Source organism: Clostridium sp. JN-9 (assembly GCF_004103695.1).
GTDB lineage: Bacteria > Bacillota > Clostridia > Clostridiales > Clostridiaceae > JN-9.
On sequence record NZ_CP035280.1, the window covers coordinates 1780764 to 1805805 of the forward strand.

21 protein-coding genes and 1 riboswitch are annotated in these 25042 nt (G+C 29.9%); of the genes, 7 read left to right on the forward strand and 14 right to left on the reverse strand.

Going from position 1 to position 25042, the window contains the following annotated elements; genetic code table 11:
• Positions 1-92: 92 nt before the first annotated feature.
• Positions 93-2087: an ATP-dependent helicase gene (locus EQM05_RS08565; RefSeq protein ID WP_128749656.1), complete on the reverse strand. Its 1995-nt coding sequence runs from the start codon at positions 2085-2087 to the stop codon at positions 93-95.
• 125 nt (positions 2088-2212) lie between these two features.
• Here EQM05_RS08565 and EQM05_RS08570 point away from each other — a divergent pair, with 125 nt between their 5' ends.
• Positions 2213-3691 (forward strand): nicotinate phosphoribosyltransferase, encoded by a 1479-nt coding sequence (locus EQM05_RS08570; RefSeq protein WP_128749657.1) that lies wholly within the window; start codon positions 2213-2215, stop codon positions 3689-3691.
• 67 nt (positions 3692-3758) lie between these two features.
• On the opposite strand, the gene EQM05_RS08575 is transcribed toward EQM05_RS08570, so the two are convergent.
• The 6 genes from EQM05_RS08575 to EQM05_RS08600 all read right to left on the reverse strand — a co-directional run bounded on the left by EQM05_RS08575 (position 3759) and on the right by EQM05_RS08600 (position 9916).
• Entirely contained in the window at positions 3759-3983 is a 225-nt protein-coding gene (locus tag EQM05_RS08575; protein ID WP_205694127.1) for a hypothetical protein, read from the reverse strand.
• A gap of 127 nt (positions 3984-4110) precedes the next feature.
• Entirely contained in the window at positions 4111-4770 is a 660-nt protein-coding gene (locus tag EQM05_RS08580) for a DUF4430 domain-containing protein (RefSeq protein ID WP_128749659.1), read from the reverse strand.
• Positions 4763-6682 carry a hypothetical protein gene (locus tag EQM05_RS08585; RefSeq protein WP_128749660.1) on the reverse strand — a complete coding sequence of 640 codons (1920 nt, stop codon included), beginning with the start codon at positions 6680-6682 and terminating at the stop codon, positions 4763-4765. Before EQM05_RS08585 ends, EQM05_RS08580 begins: the two co-directional genes overlap by 8 nt.
• A 12-nt stretch (positions 6683-6694) precedes the next feature.
• Positions 6695-7414 carry an ECF transporter S component gene (locus EQM05_RS08590; protein ID WP_128749661.1) on the reverse strand — a complete coding sequence of 240 codons (720 nt, stop codon included), beginning with the start codon at positions 7412-7414 and terminating at the stop codon, positions 6695-6697.
• A 10-nt stretch (positions 7415-7424) separates the two neighbouring features.
• On the reverse strand, positions 7425-9053 hold the full coding sequence (locus tag EQM05_RS08595; RefSeq protein ID WP_243108028.1) for an ABC transporter ATP-binding protein: 1629 nt from the start codon (positions 9051-9053) through the stop codon (positions 7425-7427).
• A gap of 23 nt (positions 9054-9076) precedes the next feature.
• On the reverse strand, positions 9077-9916 hold the full coding sequence (locus EQM05_RS08600) for an energy-coupling factor transporter transmembrane component T (RefSeq protein WP_128749662.1): 840 nt from the start codon (positions 9914-9916) through the stop codon (positions 9077-9079).
• Positions 9917-10011: 95 nt separating this feature from the next.
• A riboswitch (cobalamin riboswitch) is annotated at positions 10012-10186 on the reverse strand.
• Between the two features lie 119 nt (positions 10187-10305).
• Here EQM05_RS08600 and EQM05_RS08605 point away from each other — a divergent pair.
• Positions 10306-10647: a hypothetical protein gene (locus tag EQM05_RS08605; RefSeq protein WP_128749663.1), complete on the forward strand. Its 342-nt coding sequence runs from the start codon at positions 10306-10308 to the stop codon at positions 10645-10647.
• Here the strand turns inward: EQM05_RS08605 and EQM05_RS08610 are convergent.
• Positions 10637-11245, reverse strand: a complete 609-nt coding sequence (locus tag EQM05_RS08610) for a CoA pyrophosphatase (protein ID WP_128749664.1) — start codon at positions 11243-11245, stop codon at positions 10637-10639. The genes EQM05_RS08605 and EQM05_RS08610 overlap by 11 nt on opposite strands.
• 146 nt (positions 11246-11391) lie before the next feature.
• Between EQM05_RS08610 and EQM05_RS08615 the strand changes: the two genes are divergently transcribed.
• Positions 11392-12672, forward strand: a complete 1281-nt coding sequence (locus tag EQM05_RS08615; RefSeq protein WP_128749665.1) for a D-alanyl-D-alanine carboxypeptidase family protein — start codon at positions 11392-11394, stop codon at positions 12670-12672.
• Positions 12673-12718: 46 nt separating this feature from the next.
• Here EQM05_RS08615 and EQM05_RS08620 read toward each other — a convergent pair whose 3' ends face one another.
• Positions 12719-13846 (reverse strand): aminopeptidase, encoded by a 1128-nt coding sequence (locus tag EQM05_RS08620; protein WP_128749666.1) that lies wholly within the window; start codon positions 13844-13846, stop codon positions 12719-12721.
• Positions 13847-14068: 222 nt separating this feature from the next.
• On the opposite strand from EQM05_RS08620, the gene hypF reads away from it, so the two are divergent.
• Entirely contained in the window at positions 14069-16372 is a 2304-nt protein-coding gene (hypF, locus tag EQM05_RS08625) for a carbamoyltransferase HypF (RefSeq protein WP_347560220.1), read from the forward strand.
• Positions 16373-16374: 2 nt separating this feature from the next.
• On the opposite strand, the gene EQM05_RS08630 is transcribed toward hypF, so the two are convergent.
• The 3 genes from EQM05_RS08630 to EQM05_RS08640 are packed head-to-tail and all read right to left on the reverse strand — an operon-like array spanning position 16375 to position 18347.
• Positions 16375-17184, reverse strand: a complete 810-nt coding sequence (locus tag EQM05_RS08630; RefSeq protein WP_243108029.1) for an ElyC/SanA/YdcF family protein — start codon at positions 17182-17184, stop codon at positions 16375-16377.
• A gap of 25 nt (positions 17185-17209) precedes the next feature.
• Positions 17210-17863: an HDIG domain-containing metalloprotein gene (locus EQM05_RS08635; protein WP_347560221.1), complete on the reverse strand. Its 654-nt coding sequence runs from the start codon at positions 17861-17863 to the stop codon at positions 17210-17212.
• A 25-nt stretch (positions 17864-17888) separates the two neighbouring features.
• A complete protein-coding gene (locus EQM05_RS08640; protein ID WP_128749667.1) occupies positions 17889-18347 on the reverse strand; it encodes a DUF4878 domain-containing protein in 459 nt (152 codons plus the stop codon).
• A gap of 119 nt (positions 18348-18466) precedes the next feature.
• Between EQM05_RS08640 and EQM05_RS15760 the strand changes: the two genes are divergently transcribed.
• Positions 18467-19849: a transposase gene (locus EQM05_RS15760; RefSeq protein ID WP_164917246.1), complete on the forward strand. Its 1383-nt coding sequence runs from the start codon at positions 18467-18469 to the stop codon at positions 19847-19849.
• Positions 19850-20275: 426 nt separating this feature from the next.
• Here EQM05_RS15760 and EQM05_RS08650 read toward each other — a convergent pair whose 3' ends face one another.
• Positions 20276-20467, reverse strand: coding sequence for a hypothetical protein (locus EQM05_RS08650; RefSeq protein ID WP_128749668.1), 192 nt, complete (start codon positions 20465-20467; stop codon positions 20276-20278).
• Positions 20468-20684: 217 nt separating this feature from the next.
• Here EQM05_RS08650 and EQM05_RS08655 point away from each other — a divergent pair, with 217 nt between their 5' ends.
• Positions 20685-22199 (forward strand): MBL fold metallo-hydrolase, encoded by a 1515-nt coding sequence (locus EQM05_RS08655; RefSeq protein ID WP_128749669.1) that lies wholly within the window; start codon positions 20685-20687, stop codon positions 22197-22199.
• A 71-nt stretch (positions 22200-22270) separates the two neighbouring features.
• Here EQM05_RS08655 and corA read toward each other — a convergent pair whose 3' ends face one another.
• On the reverse strand, positions 22271-23332 hold the full coding sequence (gene corA / locus EQM05_RS08660; RefSeq protein WP_128749670.1) for a magnesium/cobalt transporter CorA: 1062 nt from the start codon (positions 23330-23332) through the stop codon (positions 22271-22273).
• Between the two features lie 192 nt (positions 23333-23524).
• On the opposite strand from corA, the gene gltX reads away from it, so the two are divergent.
• Positions 23525-24985, forward strand: a complete 1461-nt coding sequence (gene gltX, locus EQM05_RS08665) for a glutamate--tRNA ligase (protein WP_128749671.1) — start codon at positions 23525-23527, stop codon at positions 24983-24985.
• Positions 24986-25042 lie beyond the last annotated feature (57 nt).

A 25042-nucleotide genomic window follows, 5' to 3' on the forward strand; every position in this document is an offset into this window, starting at 1 on the left:
GGTATTTATAATGTATATTATACTATATAGTATATCATATATGAAATATTAGTCAATAATAAGACTATTAAATAATAATAAACTTATAATTATTATATGTTATTAGCAGATAATTTGATTAAATTATTGTTAATTAATGAATTTAAATCAAATTGTCTTATTAATCCTTTTGAAAATTCAATTTTTATTGTATCTTTATCAATACTCCTGACAATACCCTTACCAAAACTGTTATGGACTACAGTTTGGTTTATTTCAAATTCATTGCATGACTCCTCACTTATATGCAGCTCGCATTCATTTATAAATCTGGATACTTTCCTCTCACTGCCCTTTAATGACTTTGGAATATATAAATATAAGTTTTCTATGGCCCTGGTTACAGCTACAAAGAAAACTCTTCTCTCCTCTTCTATATTATTTGGAATGCTTCTTTCATGTGGCAGATATCCATCAATACAATTCATTATTAATACACTGTTAAATTCCATTCCTTTAACACCATGTATAGTGCTTAAAATCACATTACTTTTATTATTGCTTTTAATTTTTTCCTTTACTTTAAGAGTATAATCAATAAAGTCATGTATATTATTATAAACACTGCAGCTTTCTAAAAATTCATTAATAATACAATCAAAATCACAAAGTTCCCTTTTGTATTTTATGCAAAACTCCTTAATATATTCATAATAATTAATTTTATATAAAATACAGTTTACAGCCTCCTGAGTATCCAGTTTACTGCACTTTTTCAAAAGTTTTTTTATTTTATCCAGGGTTTTCACCTGAAAATTTGCAATGTCTAAATTGCATATAAAATCAAAACAATCCCCTTTGTATTTATTGTTTTTAAGCTTTTGAAGATTCATTTTTGATATATATCGGTAAGGCTTATTTATAATTGATATAAAACTTTCAACATCTGTAAAATCAATAGATAATTTTAAATATGAAATAAGATCTCTGCAAATCATATTTTCATAAAAGTTATAATTGTCACCTAATAACTGAAATTCAATTTTATTTTTAATTAAAAGATCTATAAGTAGTTTATTTTCTGCACTTGTTCTATAAAGAACTGCAGTTTTATTATTACAATGAGAGGAAGATAAAATATTTATTTTATCTAATATTTTTAAGCATTGATGCTTATTATCCATGCAGTTAATTATATTTATGTCTGACTCATCTTTATTAAAGGATTTAACAGTTTTATTATTTCTAAGCTTATTGTTTTTAATAAGTTTCATGGATGCAGTTACAATGCCAGATGTACTTCTGTAATTAATACCAAGATAGGCTTTAACACCTTTTTCAAAATATTTTTCAAATTCAACCATACACTGAGGCATTGAACCCCTAAAAGAATAAATACACTGATCTTCATCTCCAACTGCAAAAATAGAACAATTTTTATTTAATAACTGAAGTATATTTATCTGCATCTCATCACAGTCCTGAAATTCGTCTACAAGAATATATTTAAAAGTAGTGCTGTATTTTTTTAATATTAAGCTGCTTTCCTTTAAAAGTTTGTATACTTTTGTTTGTAGATCATCAAAGTCAATAAGATTATTTTCATGCTTATAATTTTCATAATCTTCATAGCATTTTATGAATATTTCAAAGTCTATGCTTTCATTAAGTGATTTCCTGCCTTGAATTTTATAAATAGAAATATAATTTAAAAATTCATTAACTCTTTCTTCAGTTATATTATCTGAAAAACTATTTAATGTGTTTTTAATTACTGTGTAAGCTTCAGAATTAGTGATTATTTTAATTCTTCCAAAATGTCTTTCAAATATTTTATAAAATAAGCTGTGAAATGTACCAATAAATGGAGTATTGACATCTCCAGAAATAGCTGAATATCTATTCCTCATGTTAATTGCAGCATTCCTTGTAAAGGTAATCACTAAAATATTGTTTATATTAACTCCTTTATCTTTAACCAAGTAAACTGCCCTATTAATTATTACGCTGGTTTTACCGCTTCCGGGAGCAGCTACTACTAATAAATTCCTGCTTTTTGATGTTACTGCTTTGGTTTGAAAATAATCCAGAGAAACATTTTTATTCAATTATAACCTCCATTTTATGCAGTTGTAATTATTTAATTTAAGTATTAGAATAATGTGTATATACAACTAAATAATTATATTATTTACAAAAATAAATATTTTAAACTTAAAGAGGAGATTTTATCATGGAGTACGTAAAAAACTTTGACGTAAGAAATCAGAGAAACCTTACCATGTTAGTTGATTTTTATGAAGTTACCATGGGGAATGGATATTTAGAAAGTGGTGTAGGCGACATTATTACTTACTTTGATATGTTTTTCAGAAGAGTTCCGGATGACGGCGGATATTGTATAATGGCAGGTGTTCAGCAGCTCATTGAATATTTGTCAAGCCTGAAATTTACAAAAGATGATATTGAATATTTAAGAAGCAAAGAAACATTCTCCGAAAAATTTTTAGATTATTTAAGTAATTTTAAATTTTCCTGTGATGTTTGGGCAATTCCAGAAGGGAATCCTGTATTCCCAAATGAACCATTGGTTTCCGTAAAAGGACCTGCTATACAGGCTCAGTTTGTAGAGACAATGGTATTACTCACAATTAACCATCAGACTCTTATAGCAACTAAGGCTAATAGAATTTCAAGAGCAGCAGAAGGCAGAACAGTTATGGAATTTGGATCACGCAGGGCTCAGGGTTATGATGGAGCAATATACGGTGCCAGAGCAGCTGTACTTGGAGGATGTAATTCCACAGCATGTTCCATAGCTGAGGAAATGTTTGGCATTCCTGCTGTAGGAACCATGGCACATAGCTGGATACAGCTGTTTCCAAGTGAATATGAAGCATTTAAAGCATGGGCAGAAGTTTATCCTAATAACTGTACATTACTGGTGGATACTTATAATGTACTGAAGTCAGGACTGCCAAATGCCATAAAGGTATTTAATGAGGTTTTGAAGCCAAGGGGTTTAAGACCAGCTGGTATAAGAATAGACAGCGGTGATATAACATATCTTACAAAAAAATGCAGAGAGATTTTAGATGCTGCAGGATATGAAGATGCAAAAATTATAATATCAAATTCACTAGATGAATTTATCATAAGAGATGTTATAAGCCAGGGTGCTAAAGTAGATGGATTTGGAGTTGGAGAAAGACTTATTACAGCAAAGTCGGAGCCTGTCTTTGGCGGAGTTTATAAACTGGTAGCTGTAGAAGGAAAAGATGGAAAAATAATTCCTAAAATTAAAATAAGTGAAAATGAAGAAAAGATAACAAATCCAGGCTTTAAAAAGGTATATAGAATTTTTAGCAGACAAACTGATAAAGCCATTGCAGACTTAATTACATTAAATGATGAAGTCATTGATGAATCAAAACCTCTTGAAATTTTCGATCCTGTTTTTACATGGAAAAAGAAAAAAATAAAGGATTATTACGTTAAAGAAATGCTGGTTAAGATATTTAGTAATGGATCTGCCTGCTATGAAAGTCCTTCAGTAATGGATATTAAGAAAATTGTAAAAGAAGAGACAAATAAACTTTGGATGGAAGTTCTAAGATTTGAGAACCCACATGAATATTACGTAGACTTATCAGATAAACTCTGGAATTTAAAACAATCACTGCTCCATGAATATTCTGATGCATACGAATAAAAATAATAAAACAAAAAAGCCCTGCATTGGCAGTTAAAAACTACTGATGCAAGGCTTTTTTTAATAATTAAGCATACTCACTTTTATTTTCATAATAGGATTCTCTTATTGTTCCAAGCACGTTGTTAAATGAATCCATTGAATAATCATCTTCATATTTATGCATATTAATTTCTGAAAGGTTCTTAAATGGACATACTCCTCCGTTTTCCTTACAATTATAAAGAGCGCAATCACTAAAACACTCTATTTCATTATCATAAGTGGATAAAAATGGACACTCTGCCAACACCAACACCCTCTCCCCAAAATTATACAATATAATATTTATTAACATTATACATTACAAATGATAAAAAATGAATAGTATAATTAAAATTTTAGAAAAATTCTGGCATTATATATTGACAGTGTTGTATTTATTTATTTAATCCATCTTCTAAGTACTTCCATGTAACTTTATCCCCTGATTTCAATATATAACTTGAAGCTCCAACAGATGACTTTACTCCATTAACATAGAAACACCATCCACTTGAAGGCATTCCTGAAGCTTTTTCACTTAAGCCTGCCATGGAGGAAATATAAAATCCATCCTTAAGCCTATAGCTTATACTATTAGAATCAAGTGCTTTTTTAGTAACATTGGCAGCTGTTTCACCCTCATTAAAGCTTATATACTTAGAAAAAACTGTGGTTTTATTTACATCATTATAAATTGTAAAGTTTGGCTGTTCAGTTTTATTTACAGGAGCAGCAGCAGGTGTTGGTGTTTTTGCAGCTGTACTTACTGAAGCAGTACCAGAATTATTTGGTACAGTTTTTTTGTCAGCAGCTGTTTTATTGGCTTCACTGGCTGGAGCTGTATTAACTTGTGCTTTATCTGCTTTTTCATCTTTTTTTGTACTGGTAGAATCCTGTTTCTTATCTGCTGTATCTGGTTTAACAGTTTTAACTGCTGAAACAGTCTTATTATTATTGCTGCTTAAAGCATACTTATTTTGTAAAGCTCTTCCTCCTATTAATAACAATATTGACACTACAGCTATAGAAATTATAGTTAATATTTTTTTATTCATTGTTTACTCTCCTATTATTTTTTTTATTTAAAAATAATAATAATGATGCTCCGGAAACTATAAACAAAATCCCTAAAAGTATTAAATCTTTTTCAGATAAAAATGATCCTGTTTTTGGTAAGGTTTGTACATCATTACTTATATTGCTTTTATCTGAAGCATTATTTATGCTGCCTTTATCTGAATCATTACTTATATTGTTTTTATCAGAAGCAGTATTTTTATTATTTTCACTGCTTACATTGTATTTTTTTAATGAACTGCTGTTTATATTGCTTGAATAGTAGTTATAAATTCCCTGGCTGTTAAACTGTTTTAAGCTGATTAATGCACGCAGCGTCTCTTCTGTAGCTATTGGATCCGAACTTCCTGATAATTCATGCTTATATGTTCCATTGCCAGACTTAAATGACAGCAGGGCAGATACAGGATCTCCATTGGATTTTGCAAAATTAACAACTTTGTTATTAAGCACTGTCATATTCTCAGGGCTTATGCCAATAGAAGTTAATGCCATTATAACAAATGCATTTGTTTCACAGGAAGGTCCATATAAACCTGGAATGTATCCGGAATCTGTTGTTTTATTTGATAATGTTACAACAGCATCGTTAACAGCCTTAGTTACCTCAGAATCCTTATTATAATAATAAGAAAGAGCTGTAATTGCCGAAGCTGTAATATCAGGATCAAATGTCTTTGTTAATGACCACCCATAAGAATTATTATCATTTATTCTGCTGTTTAATATTCTATCTTTTAATTGCTCTTTTGTAATTTTGTAACTGCCATTGATATTTCCGTAATTATATAACAATAACGCATAAATTGAATCATTAATTAAATAGTCATTTATGTTTCTATTAAACAATGTGCTGATTAAATCTATACCATTAAAATCATATGGGCTATAACCGCTTGCTATAAGGCCAAATGAGAGCTTTTCCAAATCAGTGTTGCTGTAATCTTTAATGCCATATTCAGCAATATCTTTTGCAGCATTTGCTATAAAACCTTCCTTTGGTTTAATATTTAATTTTTGAAGGCTCATTGCAGCCCATGGAGTATCATAAGTTTTAACTACATTTAAAGTGCTTTGGATTTCATTGTCTACGTTCTTTGCAATTTTTGAATTATCAACAGGAACTACAGAAGATACATCACTTTCAACCATGTTTATATTACTTGTGCTGGTTCCATTTACACTTAATTTAAAGCTGTCACTAATTACTTTATTAAGTGCATTATCATCATATCCGCTTACCTTAATAGTATAATCACCTTTAGGCAGCCCATCTGCAATGGCTATTTGTCCATTATAATTTGTTTTATAATCAGTATTGTTTATTGTAACCAATGCATCTTTTACTGGTTTTTCGACTACAGTATAATCAGGCCAGTTTGTAAAATCCTTACAGGTATAAGTTAATCTGGCTATGAAACCCTGATTAGGAACAATAACAGATGGATTAAATGTTATTTTATTTACATAAGGCACATTACCATCAGAATAATAAAGAATTATTTCATCATTATCCTTTGGCACATATGAACTAATACCTGCAGAAGGTGATATTATCTGTGAACCCGATTTTACAATATAACTCCATCCTGCATACTTTGAAATGGTACCTGATTTGATATTGTCAATGGTATCTAAATAGTCGCCCATTTCACTGGATGTTACATGATAGGATACTTTATCCCCTACTGCATTCTTAAATATATCCAATGCATTGTTGCCAGTACCGCTTCCCTGGAAAATGATACCCTGCATGCCTTCTATTCTTACATTACACTTGATATTTGAGGCTTCATTGGCATGTACATAGTTTACAGGTATATTCAATAATTGCATTAAAATAAATATTGAAGCTATAATGATACTTGAAAATTTTTTAATTTTTTTCATATTAAAATCCCCCTAATTTTTTTGCTCATTTAATTTGTCAGAGCTAACATATTCTACCTTCATTCTTCTTTTAAACCTAAATAGTACTTTGTAAAAGCTTTCATAAAAAACCATAGCAAATATAAAGTTTCCCACGGCATGCATTACATCCATAGTTAATCCTGTTAAATATGCAGCAAAAATAGTTTTGACATTGAGTGGCCTGATAAATCCAATTACATGCCAGAGATTCATTATCCAGTCAAATAAAAATCCATAAAGAAAACATATTACTGCAAAAATCTCAACCTTTGGTTTAAATCCCCTTATGCCTATAATTCCGGATATCCCTCCTACAATACCCCATGCAATCATCTGCCAGGGTGTCCATGGCCCCTGACCCAGGAAAATGTTTGAAATAAAAGCAGAAGATGCGCCAATCAAAAATCCCTCATATGGTCCAAATATCAAGCCGCTTAAAGCCACTAAAAAAGTTGTTGGCTGTACATTGGGAATGGATGCAAAAGGTACCCTTGCAACTGCTGCAAAAGAACTTAAACTGGCAATTAATGCTATCTCCTTTGTGCCCATTTCATTAAATTCAAAGTTTGCATAAGCTAAAAATATTAATAATAACATTCCTAAAGTAAGCAATATGGGAAAGTTATTTTGATTTCCATATTTATATCCAGCAATAATAAGACATATTACCAGAATAAAAGTAAGCAGCTTTATGGCTTTATTTCTATTCATATAATGACACCTAAGTTAACCTTTCCAGAACATCTTCTATTGTAAAAATAGAATCATCCATGTTCCTAAATAATTTATTCATTGATGTATTATAGTAAGTGCCGCCTTTAAAGACTTCCTCCTTAGTTCCAGATTGGATTGCTTCCCCATTAAATAATAAAATAAATTTATCTGCAAACTCGGCAGCAAATTCTATATCATGAGTTATCATAATAATTGTACTGCCTTTTTTATTTAACTTTTTAAGTGTGTTCCCAAGGAGCTTCTTGGTATTAAAATCTAATCCCCTTGTAGGTTCATCTAATAATATAATTTCAGGCTTCATTACTAAAATTGATGCTATTGCTACCCTTTGTTTTTCACCACCGCTGATATCCCTTGGATTTTTGTATTTTAAATCATCAATTCCTAAATCCTTTAATACAACGTCTATTAATTCATAATCTTTTATACCATAATTATCTAAAGTAAATTTAATTTCATCATATACAGTTTCTTTTGAAATATAATCATTTGGATTCTGAGATATATATCCAATGCTTTTTATCAAATCATTTCTTTTGTATTTACTTACCTCTTTTCCAAACAGCTTTATGCTTCCTTTATATTTGGTAAATCCCATCATGCTTTTAAAAAGTGTACTCTTTCCTGCACCATTTGGGCCCATAACTTCCACAAATTCACCTTTATTAATGTTTATATTTATATTTTTAAGTGTATTTGCATTTCCATCATAGGAAAAACATAAATTGCTGATCTTAATTATGGGTTCTTCTATATGTTTTTCCTTCTCAATAGGACTGTTATGGCGGAAGTTAAAATTATTAAGCTTTTTTCTTGTTTCTCTAATGCTTAAAGGCATTTTACTAAATTTGAGAATTTTTGAAAGCTTTAAATATTGGGGCATAAATTCTATAAAGTCATCACCATTGGATTTATACAAATGATCTTTATCACCATAAAAATCTATTGCACCCTGATTAATTAAAAGTATCTTATCAGCTATTGAAAAACACTTTTCCATTCTTTGCTCAATTAGAACTATGGTGATTCCAAGTTCTTCATTTATTTTACTTATGATATTAATTATCTCTTCTGCTGAATTTGGATCTAACTGTGATGTTGGTTCATCAAATATTATGCATTCAGGCATATAAGCCAAAGCAGAAGTTACAGCTACTTTTTGTTTTTCCCCACCTGATAATGAAACAATGTCCCTTTCAGCCAGCTTTTCTATGCCACAGAATTCCATTGATTCATAGACTCTTCTTTTAATAATTTCAGATGGTATACCAATATTCTCTAATCCAAAAGCTACTTCTCTGTGTACTTTGTTCATAAGAAGCTGCCTTTCAGGATCCTGAAAAACCATGGTAACTTTTTCTGCTAATTCTTTTGGAGTAAACTCCTTTATATTTTTATTATTAATTTTTATTTCTCCTCTTACTGTTCCTCCGTAAAAATTAGGAACTGAACCTGCAATACATTTACCTAATGTTGATTTCCCTGAGCCTGAATTCCCACATACAAGTACTATATCTCCACGTTCAATATTTATATTTATATTATTAAGTGTGATTTTTTCATTTCCAGGATATTTATAAGTTAAATTGTTAATTGCTATATATGGCATATCCATAATAAAAACTCCATTTCAAATTATTACATACAAATAATTAATCCTTCTAATATAATTAATACTGCAGCTGTAATGCTAAATTTATTAATAAGGCTTAAACTTTTAAGGCCCTGATAAATATCTATGTTATATAAATTTTTAAATTTGCAGAATATTATTAAAAAAATCAGCAGAATGTTAATTAAGATTATAATAATATCCCTTTTTTTTAATGTCTGCTTTTCATATATGGATCTTTTACTGCTTAGGAAACCCCTTACATATGCAGCTTCACCAATATCAAAAGCTCCTTCCAGGGTATTTTCTAATAATACGGATAATATGGGCATATAACTTTTAATTAAATCAGTTTTTTTCTCATGATTGAAATTTACTCCCCTGACTGTATATATCAACTTTAAATTGTGAATTTTTTCTTTCATGGATGGGAACAATTTCATTGCAATCATAAAAGTTAATGTGGATTTTGGCATCTTACTTGAAAAATAAGATACAGCAGTATCTGAATCCACCAGTAAATTAATAATCATGAATAAATATATAATTAAAAGCAGCTTATAAGAAAGAATTACAGCATAAATAAGTGCTTCCAAAGTAACTGGCTTATGTAAAATATAAAACAAAACTGTTCTGCCGTCCCATACAAAAATCATATTAATTATTACTGTTATAAGCATAAAGGGAATAAAATATATTATTCCCTGTGTTATTTTTTTTACAGAATTGTATTTATAAAATACTGCAAAGAAAAGCAGAGTAATAATTAATAAAATTATTGGATTGTCATAGGAAAATAGTAAAATAATTAAGGCAAGACTCATTATAGTTATTGTTAAAACATGGATACTCTTATTTACAATCATTTTCTCTCCTTAAAAAACAGCATAAAAAAACCGGATCCCAAAGGTCCGGCAAAGATCAAAACTATTATCTAATCTTTACCTTCCCTCCGAAGGTAATAAATAATACATCATAAATAAGATATCCTGGCTCACATTTCATCTTTCACATATCCTTCCCTAATAAAAATTAAGTGGTTTTATATGTGTCATCAATGTTTACAGTAGCGGGGGCTGCTATGGTTTTTAACCACATTCCCTTATTTAAGACATTATTTAATTATACTCTTAAAATACCACTAATTAAGCATAAATTCAAGTCATATATGTTTCTTTAAAATAAGGCTTATTATTTTTTTAAAATCTGGTTACACTAATTATAAATATTTTACCAAAGCAAAGAAGGTGATTTTGTGAATTTAACAAGTATATCATTATCATATTATTTTTTAGGAATTTTTTTTATTGCAGCTGTTTTCTTTATTTACTTTAAATCATTAACAGTAAAAGTTCACTCTGATAAATATAAAGATAACATTACGGGGTCCATGAAGGATCCAGAATCATGGGAAAACAGGAATAAAAAAATGTCTTATATTTCATTGTTGTGGTCAATACTATCATTAATCATTTTTATATACTTAAAATTTTTTATGATACCTAAATTAGTTTCTGTATTCTATGTGTTAATATATATTGTTATTGCAATAGTTTCATTACTGCTATCAGGAGTGGAAAGGAAAATCAAAGATTAGCTTTTAAAATATCTACAAAACTTTTTATAATTTGTGCTGTAAAACCCCAAATAACAATATCCTTATATTTATAAAAATATTCCTTTAAAATTCCCCTGCTGAATTTATAATCTCTTCCATTATTAATCAAATCATAGGGGAAGTCATCTTCAAGTAATGGACCAATTTTTAGATCGTAAAGAATTGGTTCATTATTTATGAAAAAATTTAAAGGGATTTTTATTATTCTTTCCACCTCATCTTCACTAGCATTAATACATCCTTTAGTACTTGCAATAAATGGATACATTATAGTATTATATGGACTTACAAAGTAATCCATTTCACCAATTATTTTTATATCCTGTTTAGATAATTTTAACTCTTCGCACACCTCTCTTACAGCTGCATCAACTGGTGTTTCATTTTTTTCTATTCTTCCTCCTGGAAGGCATATATCCCCTGGCTGATGACGAAGCTTATGTGACCTTTCTTCAAATAACACAAATATATTATTATTTTCTTCAGTCATAAGAATCATCACGGAGCTTTTCTTATGGTTTCCTATAATACCAGCAGATCTATTTTTAAATATTTCTTTTATTTCATTCTCATTCATATAAGTATCACCTCAATTTTCTTTATAGTTTTAATATTATATCATAATTATGCCATGTTAGTACTGTTTGAAAATTTAATTTGACCATGCTATACTGTTGATTATCAACGTGTAAAATATTAATTTAAGATGGAGAGATAGCATTTATGAAGAAGATACTTACATTTTTATTATCATTAATTATGGTTATATCCATTCCATTACAGGCACTAGCAGATGAAAATACCAATACCAGTATCAAGCAGCCTAAAATATATGGTACATCTGCAATTACAATTGATATGAAAACAGGCGAAATTATATATGCTAAGGACATTGATAAAAGAGCATATCCAGCAAGTACAACTAAGCTAATGACTGCTCTTCTGCTTGCAGAAAACAAGAAAAAATCAGATTTATTAACTTACACTCAGGAAGCAAAAAATCAGCCTGAATATTCATTAAATCTAAATGTACATTCTATAGCAGTTGGTGAAAAAATGACAGCAGCTAACGCTATGGATGGTTTGCTCCTGTTCTCAGGCAATGATGTAGCTTATATGATTGCTTCTTCTGTAGGGGGCAATGTTAAAAGTTTTATTAATATGATGAATGACAGAGCTAAAAAATTAAATTTAAAAAATACACACTTTGTTACACCAAATGGACTTCATGACAATGAGCATTATACTACTGCTTATGATTTAAGTGTTATTGCTAGAGAAGCTTTTAAAAATCCCTGGGTTAGAGAATCCATGGGAAAAGAAAAATCCACAATAAAAACAGTAACTGGTCCTAATATGGCAGTAGAAAATAGAAACAAGCTATTAAATAAAGATGGATGTATTGGCGGGAAAACTGGTTACACCTCAGAAGCAGGCAGATGTCTTGTTGCTATTTATGAAAGAAATGGCAGACAGATAATGGGTTTAGTGATGAAATCAGTTTATGACAAAGATGATAAAACAGTATTTGAAGATATGAAAAAAATTATTGATTATAGTTATAGTGCAAAGCAAAGTACTTTAATAAGTAAAGACACTAACCTAAGGACAGAAACCATTGATTATAAATCCTTTAGATTTTTCGGCCCTGTAAAACAGCTGAAGGTTCCAGTTATTATTAAAGATAATGTAAACTATTATGAAAATCAGTTAAATACTAAGGAAAACATGTCGAAATTAGTAAGCTATAATATGAATAAATTTACACTTAATGATTTGAAAAAGGGAAACAGTATTGGTACATTAACAATAAATGAAAAAGGAGTTACTAAGAACTTCAAACTATATTCTTCCCTAACTTCAAAGGATATCAATAAAATTTTAATTCCTTCTTATATTAAGTTTGCAGCAGTATGTTTAGTGATAATAATTCTTATTTTATTTACAATAAGAACTATAAATCTAAATAAAAGAAGAAAAAGAAGAAAAAATCGTTACAGATAATTGCAAAAACCTTCACAGTAATTAAATTGTGAAGGTTTTTATTTTTCTAAAGATTATATTTTGATAGAACTTCATCAATGAAATGGCCCTTTTCATAGAACAATTCGCCATCAGCATATATTTTACCGCATTGTCTCATGTCGCAAAGCATATCCCAATGAATATTAGATTTATTAAGCCCGCCTGCTTCAGCCATTGAATCTCCAATAGCCATGTGAATAGTTCCTCCAATTTTTTCATCAAACAGCATATTTCTTGTGAATTTATTTATCCCATAATTTGTTCCTATAGCAACTTCACCAAATCTTGATGCACCTTCATCAAGTGTTAAAAGTGTATCTAATAAATCCTGGCCTTTTTCTGCAGCAGCCTGCTGTACTTTTCCATCAACAACTTTTAATCTTATGCCCTGTATTTCTTTTCCCATATATATTCCAGGGAAACTAAATGTTATAACTCCATTAATATTATTTTCTTCAGGAGATGTAAAAACTTCTCCATCAGGGAAATTAACTTTACCATCGCAGTTAATCCACTTTCTGTTATTTACACCTACCACTATATCAGTGTCCTTTGATATTATGTGAAGCTGTTTTTTTAAGTCTAAATACTTTACCCATCTTTCCTGACCAGCGCTTACTTTTTCCCATTCAGCTACAGGATCATCAGAATTCAGTAAACCTGCTCCATATACAAAGTCCTCATATTCACTTAAGCTCATTGAAGCTTCCTGAGCATCTGCATAAGTTGGAAATTGAGTCCCGCACCATCTTAGCGTTCCATCTCCCATGCCATCAGAATAAACTTTTCTCCAGCTTTTAGCACCTATGGCTGAAAGTTTTATTATTTCTGAATCAATGTTGGAGTTGGCTTTTGTATTTCTTGTGCCCCAGGCAGAAAGCCATACATCAGCTTTTTCTAATGCATACTTTAATATGAAGTTTTCTTGTTTAAGCTGCTCTTTAGAACTGTATTTTAGTTTGTTTTCTTTAACTGTATGGGAGTCTAATATAGTTTCAACATGAGCTCCTGCCTTTATTGCTTCCTTAACAACCTCAGCCATCCATGGCTCAGCCACATCTTCACAGCTAACCAGAACAAATTCCCCAGGCTTAACTTTTGCAGAATAATTAACCAGCAGTTTTGCCAGCTTGTTTAATCGTATATCTACCATAATAACCCTCCTAAATATTCATAATATGATTTAATATTAGCAAAAGTATCATAAATTGGCAAATCATTTAGACTATTGAATGTGAATTAATATTATTAATTTATTTTCAAAATTATTGTATTACTCTGAAAATGCTAAATAATGTTATAAATCTTTACTTTCAATTTTAAATAATATATATTTAACTTAAACTTTTAAATTTATTACAATAGGACGTGATTTATGATGCTGCATCTTTTTATAAAAGTTGAAGGAATTGTACAAGGAGTTGGATTCAGGCCATTCGTATACAATTTAGCTTATAAAAATTCTCTAACAGGATGGGTTAATAATAACTCTGAGGGTGTATATATCAATATACAGGGCATGGAGAAAAGTATAAATAATTTTATTGATGAATTAAAAAACAGTCCTCCCCCCCTTTCAAAAATTGAAAATATTAATATAAAAGAATTACCTTTAGAAAATTTCAAATCATTTTCAATAAAAAAAAGTGAGTTTAGAAAAAATAAGATTACATTAATTTCTCCCGATATAGCAACCTGCAGTGATTGCCTGAAAGATATTCACGATAGGCATAACAGAAGATATAAATATGCATTTACAAACTGCACTAATTGCGGGCCAAGGTTCAGCATAATTAAAAGTATTCCTTATGATAGATGTGAGACTACAATGGGTAAATTTACAATGTGCAGTAATTGTGAATCTGAGTATACTAATCCATTAAACAGAAGATTTCATGCGCAGCCAAACGCCTGCCATAATTGCGGTCCCCATCTATGGATTACAGATAATTCAGGAAATATCATAGAAATGCCTCAAGACAATATAATAGACTGGACAATACAAAAGTTAAAGGAAGGAAATATATTTGCTGTAAAGGGACTTGGAGGTTTTCTTCTGGTGTGTGACGGCCATAATGATAATGCTGTTAAAGAGCTTAGGAAAAGGAAAAGAAGGCCTGACAAACCATTTGCTGTAATGATGAGTGACATAGATACAATTAATAAATATTGTTATGTAAACGAAAAGGAATATAATGTGCTCACTGGCATAAGAAAGCCAATAGTATTATTAAATAAAAAAAACAAATACAAGTTACCTGATTCAATAGCACCTAATATGAAAACTCTTGGGGTAATGCTGCCATATACACCTTTGCATGAACTATTACTAAGCGAAGACTTAGACACTCTTATAATGACCAGCGCTAATATCTATGGATGTCCTATAGAATATGAGAATAACAGTGCTTTTGAAAATCTGAATAATATTGTTGATTATTTCATGTTTCATAATAGGGATATTTACACTCCCATAGATGATTCTGTCGTAAGATACATGTGTGGAGATATTAGAATGATCAGACGTGCAAGGGGGTATGTTCCTGACCCAGTAAACTATTCTGGTATAGAAAATATATTAGCTGCAGGCCCTGATATGAAAAATACTTTTGCAATTGGACTGGAAAATTACATTTTTCTAAGCCAGCACAATGGAGATCTTCAAAATGTTGAAACAATAAACAACTATAAAAGGAATATACGCCACATTAAAGATTTATTTTCATTTAAGCCAAAATTTATTGCCTATGATGCTCATCCTAATTATGAATCCACCTTAATTGCAAAGGATATGAATATAAAGAAAATACCTGTTTATCATCATCATGCTCATATAGTAAGCTGTATGGTAGAAAATAAGTTAAAAGATAATGTTATTGGATTGTCCTTTGATGGTACTGGATTTGGCACAGATAAATGCATTTGGGGAAGTGAATTCTTAATATGCAATAAAAAAAGATTTCAAAGGATTGGACATTTAGACTATACACTTTTAGCTGGAGGTGATAAATCCATACTGGAACCATGGAGATCAGGTGTTTCATATTTAATAAGTACAGGTGAAAATTTAAATAAAGAAAATCAGTATTTTTCATTAATAGAATCCATTTTTGGAAGCAATGGTTTAAAATTGTCAACTATGATTAATAAAAAAATAAATTGTGTAAAAACATCCAGCATGGGAAGATTTTTTGATGCAGTATCAAGTATACTTGGTATAAGAAAGTTTATTTCATATGAGGGACAGGCCTCTATTGAACTTGAGTGCTGCATACCAGACAATTATTCTTATTCAGATAAAACTGAAGACCATTATGACTTTAATATTATTTCAAGTAATGGAGAGTATATTATTATGCCATACAAAATTATACATGGCATAATAAGCGATTTAAAAGAGAATGTTAAAATAAGTGATATAAGCTGGAAATTCCATAATTCAATTATTGCATTTTCAGTAAAGCTTTGTGAAAAAATAAGAAAAGAATATTTTATTAATGATATTGTTCTTAGCGGAGGCGTTTTTCAAAATAAATACCTTATGGAAAATATAGTTGATGAATTGAGAAAGTTAAATTTTAAAGTATATACACATAAATATTTTCCTTCAAATGATGGAGGTATAAGTTTAGGTCAGATTGCCATTGCCAATGAAAAAATAATAGACGACATAAAATAAACTTACTTTCGAAGCCTGATCTCATTATACTCAGCATAATAAGTTAATAGTCTGTTATAAGAATCTAAAACTTTTTCAGGGATATCTACGTGACCTATGAATCCCTTTCCCATTGGTCCATATCCCTGTGAATCATCTCTTAACCTTGGGATTTCACCCATTATAAGATCAATAAATCTTTCCTTGCTCCAAAGACCATCTATCTTATTATTAATATGTGTATATCCATTATGTGACACTTTAACTTTAGGTATAAATGGACTATAGCTTATAATTAAGGTTTTTTCCTCACTCCATTCTTTTAGAAAGGAAGCATGAGTTCTAATTTGCATAGTTGGATCCTGAATTAGTAAAATAGATTTTGGAATATGCCCCCTTTTTTTCAAAACATTTAATGATTCGTGAGCATTGGAGCCGCAGTTTGTAGATTTATTTTCTATAATAATTTTATGATTGTCAATATTAATTCTCTTTTCTATAATCTGACTTAATATGTCGGCTTCAGACTTGTTATTTGTATTTATATCAATATATTTATTATTTTTCTGCACATTTTCGATTAAATATTTTGTTGAATGGCCTATACCGCCAACTACCATTAAATCCTCAGCAATACAATTTTTATAAGCATCAGCACCTAGCTCTGCTATGTAAGGAATGCTGTTTCCTAAAATAATCAGCATATCTACTTTGGTAATTCCAAATTTACCATGCAGAGCTTTTGGGGTTAGTTCATCTATATCTCTTTTTGATAAAAATAATATAATATTGTTTATATCATTTACTATTTGGATTTCATTTAAAGTACCCAAAGCCTATTCCCCCTATAACAGTAATTTAGCTTTTTATTTTTATTTTATCATATTTAACTTTATTGCCTTTTACTTTTTTTATAAATAATAATATATTATCTTCTTCTTCTTTTATTTTTTCTGTAGTCATGTTACCTCTGCCCAATCTGTCACATAAAGCAAATAATGCAATTTCCTCAATAGGTATATCCTTTTGCATTTTTTCCACATCTGAAAAAGGCATTCCCTTGGACACAAATAAAACCTGCATATGCCACCTGACAAATGCAGTAACTTTTTCTATAAATTTTTGTTCTAAATTGAATTCATTTAAAAATTCTACTGCCATTCTGCTTCCCACTATATCGTGATCATATGAAGTTATTTTACCATTTCTTATTTTAGTTGTAGGCGGCTTGCCAATATCGTGAAGTAATGCTGCCCACATAAAAGCATCCTTATTACTGCTTTCATCCTTTCTTTCAGCGCACTGGTCAATTACCATTAAGGTGTGATTCCACACACTTCCTTCAGGGTGATATTTTGGGGACTGGTCTGTAATTTGAAGTTTACCAAGCATTGTAAAAGGATATAAACTGGTAAAAATCTCTGATCCAGCTATTGATTTAAAGTAAACTGAGGGAGTAGTTTCATTAAGCAGTACATTGTTAAATTCATAAAAGTAGTCCATTTTATTCATTATGCTGCCACCTCTTTTGTTATATCTAATTCTGTTCTTTATTTAATAAAATATTATTGATATACCATTTATTATCATCTTTTATTAAAGTATACTCTATTATTTTATCTCCATCTGAAAAACTATCTTTTACATTTACTTTTACTGTGTTTTCATCAACTTTTACAGGGTCTTCATAGAATGAGTTAACGAATTTAACGTCATTTTCCTTTTCGGTTTTTATTACATTAAACTGACTTTTTATTAAATTTTCCATTGTGCCTACACTTATTTTAAAAGATGGTGTTGATACTTTAAAAAGATAATTTATACATTCCTTTACATCAGCCTCTTTTCCACTGTCCCAGCATTTATAAAGCAGCTCATCATAATTGCTCACTACATTTACAGGATCATTTTGTACTTCATTTAAATTATTTAAATTAATATTATATTTTACCATATCATTTCTATTAATACTGTTATTTATATTTATTATCTTCAATAAGTAATATGAAAATTTCTAAAAATAAGTATTATAATATTTAGCTTTTAAAAATGATTTTAAGATCTTTTATAGAATTATACATATAGACTAATGATAATTAAAAGGAGATAGTTTGTATGTTACAATTAAGCAAAAACGATAAAGATAAGGTGTTGGAAGCTATAAAAGAAGGTAGGATTGATGCTGCTGACGTAAGTTTCCCTAATCTTATAGATACAATAGTATTAAAAATGAAAAATATAGGACTTATAGATAAATTGGCTGAAAGTTTTAAAGATAAGAGAAAACAAAATAAACATATTCCATTTCATATACTTATTGCGTTAGCAATTACAGCAAAGATGAAGCTTAAAACCAGCTTGACAGATGTCGCCTTTGCTGTGACTGATGGTGAGTTATTATCTGAACTAGGATGGAATATGTGGGATACCAATAAAAACCTTGAAGAAGGGTTATTCGCCGAAGGCGTTATGAGAAATTTAATTCAAAAATATGATGCTGAGGAATTTATAGAGTCTTATAATAATTATGTCCAAAATGTAGTTATGCCATCTCTTAACATAGCTCCATCTATACATATTCTTGATTGCACTAAAATACATGTGAATTTAGATAATGTAAATTATGAAAATTCTGAAACTATAAAAGATGATGGAAAAGTGATTCGTGGTTATAAAATGGGAACATTAAGAGGTCTTATGGATGATTCGGGAATTATAGAAGAGATAGTTTTTGATTCTATAAAGCCTCATGATTTAGAACTTTGTAGAAATATGATTTTAAAAAGTAAATGTTTAAAAGGTGGAGATATTCTCATAAATGACAGGGGATTTATTTCTCGTGATGTTATTAATTTTTTGAAGGTTGAAAAGCAAGTGGATACATATGTACCTGCAAAAAAGAACATGACAATATACCAAGAAGCTGTAAAAATAGCAATCTCCGAAGACAAGTGGCAAAAACACCCTAACAGGAAAAGGAAAACTCAAGAAATACACCTGGTTAAGGATCTAGGTATGATGTGGCAAAGTAATACACCGGATAAAGATGTTGACTTGTGCGCCTGTGTCGTTCATGATAAAAAAGATAATGAATACTATGTATTTTTAACCACAGACACAAATAAAACTGCAAAACAAATAATAAATACTTATGAACTAAGACCAGAAATTGAAGAAGACTATAGACAAATAAAAGACTTTTGGAAATTAGAAGATTTTAAGAGTACAAAATATAATTTTATAACTTTTCATATAGTTATGACACTCATTGGCTACATGTATTTTCAACTATTCAAAAACATGGAGAAGGGAAATAAGTATTCAGGCAAGTCCCTCCCTGTAATTATTAAGAATTATAAAGAAGATAAGCAAAAGTCAGTTATAATATATTCTGGTCAATATTTTGGCGTATTTTCCTTTATTGAATTTATTCAATTGTATGCTGGCTGCTCCGCAGAGGTAAGGAAACTTCTTGATCCAACCTTGGCTTTAGTATAGCAGGGTTGGAGGGCTACGCCCAAATTACGAATTGAAGATTTATTATAATAATTGCAGAAGCAATGACAATAAAAACTGATATAAAAAAAGTAAAAATTAATTTTTTAGTTACCCTCATTTTAATCACCTTAAAAATATTTTATTATATATAACTAAATATATTCAACGTGTTAAAATTCATAACCATATAATTTTATATATCTATAAAAGCCGTAATATACGTATTACAGCTTTTAGATTATATATTTACTTTTTTGTTTCTGTTACAGACTTTGCACTGACATCCTTTTCGCTTTTCTTATATTGAACTGGTTGGTTCTCTTCCTGAGAAGGCCTTTTTGTACCTTTTTTAGCCAAAATAATCACTCCTAAAATAATTTATAAGCATATTATCTTTCATTTTAGAAACATTATTCATATAAATATTTAATTTTCTATTTTATAAATTCTCAGCTTATTAAAAAAGATTCCAATTAAACCACCCAGGCAGGAAAAAATTATAATAATTCTATATGTATTTTTTGAAAATAAACCAATAGCCACTCCGATGAGCATTCCAAGTATTAATCCAATGGATAATCCTGAAAATTCACTATTTTCTTTATTATTTTCAAACATATACCCTCCACCTTTCATCAAAAACACATTTAATCTATACCTAAATATTAACCTAAAATGCAATGCTATTTATTACATAAATGGTTAATTTGAATTACAAAACGTTTACAAAATATTCTGAATATATTTGCAGAAGAATGCTTTTGAAAAGTATTTATTTTGAATCTTCAGTTTATGTAGTATAATATATACAAAATATTGTAAGGAGGGCATACAAATGAAAATAGACTTTTGTGGTGCAGCGGGCAGTGTAACTGGATCATGCCATGCTTTAAAAATAAATGGAAAGCTTGTTCTGCTTGACTGCGGATTATACCAGGGAAAAGATGAAAAGGATTATGGCAATGAAACTTTCAGCTTCAACCCGAAAGATGTAGATTATATTCTCATATCACATGCACACATAGATCATATTGGCAGAATTCCCCTGCTTTATAAACAGGGCTTTAAGGGAAAAATATACTGTACAGAAGCTACAAGAGATTTAGCCAGGGTTATGCTCATAGACAGCGGCCACATTCAGGAACAGGAAGTGGAATGGAAAAACAGGAAAAGGCAAAGACAAGGCTTGGATCCTATCGAGCCCCTTTATACTGCAAAAATTGCTGAATTATCATCATATTTAATTAGCGGATATCCTTATGATTCTATTATAGAAATATTTGACGGACTTAAAATAAGATTTAGGGATGCAGGGCATTTATTAGGTTCTGCAATTATTGAATTATTTATTAATGAAAATGGAAATAATATTAAATTAGTTTATTCTGGAGACTTGGGTAATATAAATATTCCCCTATTAAAAGATCCTGCTTTAATAGAGGATACAGATTATCTATTAATGGAAACAACTTATGGAAACAGAGATCATGAAAAAATTCAAAGCCAGGTATTCGGCTTAGTAGATATTATTAAAAGCACCATGAAAAAAGGCGGAAATGTTATAATACCGTCATTTGCTGTTGGAAGAACGCAGGAAGTTTTGTATGAACTCAATAATTACATTGAAGATAGGGTTTTAAAGGATATAAATGTTTATGTGGATAGCCCTTTGGCTGATGAAGCAACTAAGATATTTGAGGATTATAGAAAATATTATGATGAGGATGCATTAAAAATACTGCAGCGTGGAGATGATCCATTGAAATTTGAGGGCTTGAAATTTACTAAATCTGCAGAAGACTCAATGAAGTTAAATAAAATTACAACTGGTGCTGTAATTATTTCTGCCAGCGGCATGTGTGATGCAGGCAGGATAAGACATCATTTGAAGCATAATTTATGGAGAAGGGAATGTTCCATAGTATTTGTGGGCTATCAGGCTGAAGGTACCCTTGGAAGAGCATTGATTGATGGAGCAAGAAAGGTAAAGTTATTTGGAGAAGAAATAGCTGTAAATGCTAAAATTATTAATCTGCCTGGACTTTCCGGCCACGCTGACAGAAGCGGATTATTAAGATGGCTTCATGGCTTTAAGGAAAAACCTAAGAAGGTAATCTTAATTCATGGAGACAATGAGGAAAGGGAGTCTTTTAAAGATTTAATAATGAGTGAAGGATACAATGTATTTTGTCCTAAGTTAGGTGATACATTTGATACAAATCTGCCTTTTGGAGAATCAAAAGTAAAAAATGAAATTTATAAAATTCTTGACAGCTATAATAATATTGAGGGAGAAAATAAAGAAGAAATTTTGGCAAAGATTAAGCAGGTTTTAGATAAATGCCAATAATATTATAATTTCAGGAAAGTAAGCATACATGAACTTACATTCAAAGTTTATGTATGCTTTTATGTAACAATTTACATCCACTTCTTTTTTCTAAAATATCTAATCATGATTATGGATATAATCGTAATAATTATCCAAAACATTGGATATGAATACTGCCAGGACAGCTCAGGCATATTTTTAAAATTCATGCCATAAACTCCAGCTAAAAAAGTTGCAGGAATAAATATGGTGGAGAAAATAGTTAAAAACTTCATAACTTCATTCATCTTATTGCTTATACTTGAAAGATAGGTGTCAAGCATTCCAGTAATAATATCAATAAATAATTGAGATGTATCAATAATTTCATATACATGATCATTTACATCTTTGAAGTATACTAATGTAGATTCATTTATATTGGGCAAATCACCTCTCTGCAGGGAATTAACCACTTCTCTTAATGGCCATACAGCCTTTCTGAAAATAATCATCTCCCTTTTTAACTCATATATTTCTTTTAATGTATCCCTGGAAACATTATTTATTACATTATCCTCAAATAGATCAATCTTATCTTCTATACTTTCAAGGGCTGAAAAGTAATTATCCACAACAGTATCTATTATTGTATAACACAGATAATCTGCTCCTAAACTTCTAAATGACCCCTTTGAATTTCTTAATCTTTTAATTATTGGCTGAAATACATTGCTTTTTCTTTCCTGAAAGGATATTAAATAATTTTTACCTAAAATCAGGCTTAGCTGCTCTAAATTTGTCTTTTCAGATTCTTCATTATATATGGCTATTTTCAGGGTAATAAGTACATATCCCTTATATTCATCTACTTTAGGCCTTTGATTTGTATTTAAAATATCTTCCAGTACTAAAGGGTGAATTGAAAATTTTGTTCCTATTTCCTTAATTAAGTCAATATCATTTAATCCATCAATATTTACCCAGGTTACTAAATTATTATCTATTTTTTCAGGTACGTCTTTTATTTCAGCCTGATCAAAAAAGCTGTTATTGAAACGTATTAATTGTATTTTTATATTATTATTAATATGATTTCCAATATGTATTAAAGTCCCTGGCTGATATCCTGATTTTATGGATCTGTTTTTGGTAATTCTTCTTTGTTTCATATTTATCCCCTATTTCTTAGTTTATACTTAAAAAATATACCCGCAATCTTGACATGACTGAACCCATATTATATTATTTAAGATAGTGCAGATGTTGTATTCTGCATATTTTGGGTATATCCCTTTCATCTTCAGATGAAAGGTTTTTATTTATTTAATTTTATCACAAATTAAAACATAGGAGTGAAGAAAATGGCTAACAAAGTTAGAACAAGATATGCACCAAGCCCAACTGGGTATATGCATATAGGTAACTTAAGAACTGCATTATACGCATATTTAATTGCAAAGCATAATAATGGTGACTTTATTTTAAGAATTGAAGATACTGACCAGGAAAGATTTGTAGAAGGTGCTGTTGATGTAATTTACAATACATTAAAAATCACAGGACTTAAACATGATGAAGGACCCGATATAGGAGGCCCTGTTGGTCCTTATGTTCAAAGTGAAAGAAAAGATATTTATTTAAAATATGCTAAAAAACTAATTGAAAAAGGAGAAGCTTACTACTGCTTTTGTACTAAGGAAAGGCTTGATATTTTAAGAACAAATGCTGAAGCTCTTAAAAGACCATTTAAATATGATAAGCACTGCCTTGGCCTTTCAAAAGAAGAAATAGAAAAAAACTTAGCAGCAGGTATTCCATATGTAATCCGTCAAAACAATCCTGATACAGGAACCACTACTTTTGATGATGAAATATATGGAAGAATCTCAGTTGATAATTCAGAATTAGATGATATGATATTAATTAAATCTGATGGAATGCCTACATACAATTTTGCCAACGTTGTTGATGACCACTTAATGGGAATCACTCATGTTGTAAGAGGCAGTGAATATTTATCATCTTCTCCAAAATATAACAGATTGTATGAAGCTTTTGGCTGGGAAGTTCCAATTTATGTACATTGTCCTCCAATAATGAAGGATGCACATCAGAAATTAAGTAAGAGAAATGGCGATGCATCATTTGAAGATTTGCTTGAAAAGGGATATTTAAAAGAAGCAGTTTTAAACTATATTTCTCTTTTAGGATGGAATCCTGGAAATGAGAAAGAAATATTTTCTCTTCAGGACTTAGTTGAAGTATTTGATTATCATAATATAAGCAAATCTCCTGCTATTTTTGACAGTGTCAAGTTAAAATGGATGAATGGTGAATACATAAAAAAGATGTCTCTGGAACAATTTCATGAATTAGCTGTTCCATATTATAAAAAAACTCTAAAGAAACAGTATAATTTAATTAAAATATCAGAGCTTCTCCATAGCAGATGTGAAGTCCTCAGTGAAATACCTGAAATGATAGATTTCATAGATGAACTTCCTGAATATTCAATTGATATGTATGTTCACAAAAAGATGAAGACAAATTATGAAAATTCACTTGTAAGTTTGGAAAAGGTCCTTCCAAAGCTTGAGCAGATTCAGCAGTGGAGCTTTGATGCTGTACAAGATGTATGTATGAGTACAGTAGCTGAACTGGGAGTTAAAAACGGAGTTGTACTATGGCCTGTAAGAACTGCCGTTTCCGGAAAACAATTTACTCCTGGTGGAGCTTTTGAAATAGCAGAAATTATAGGAAAAGACGAAACTATTAAAAGAATTAAAATTGGAATTGAAAAACTTAAAGCTGTACAAAAATAATAACTTCAATTAAATTCTAAAATAAAAATGGCTCTTCTGGAGCCATTTTTATTATCT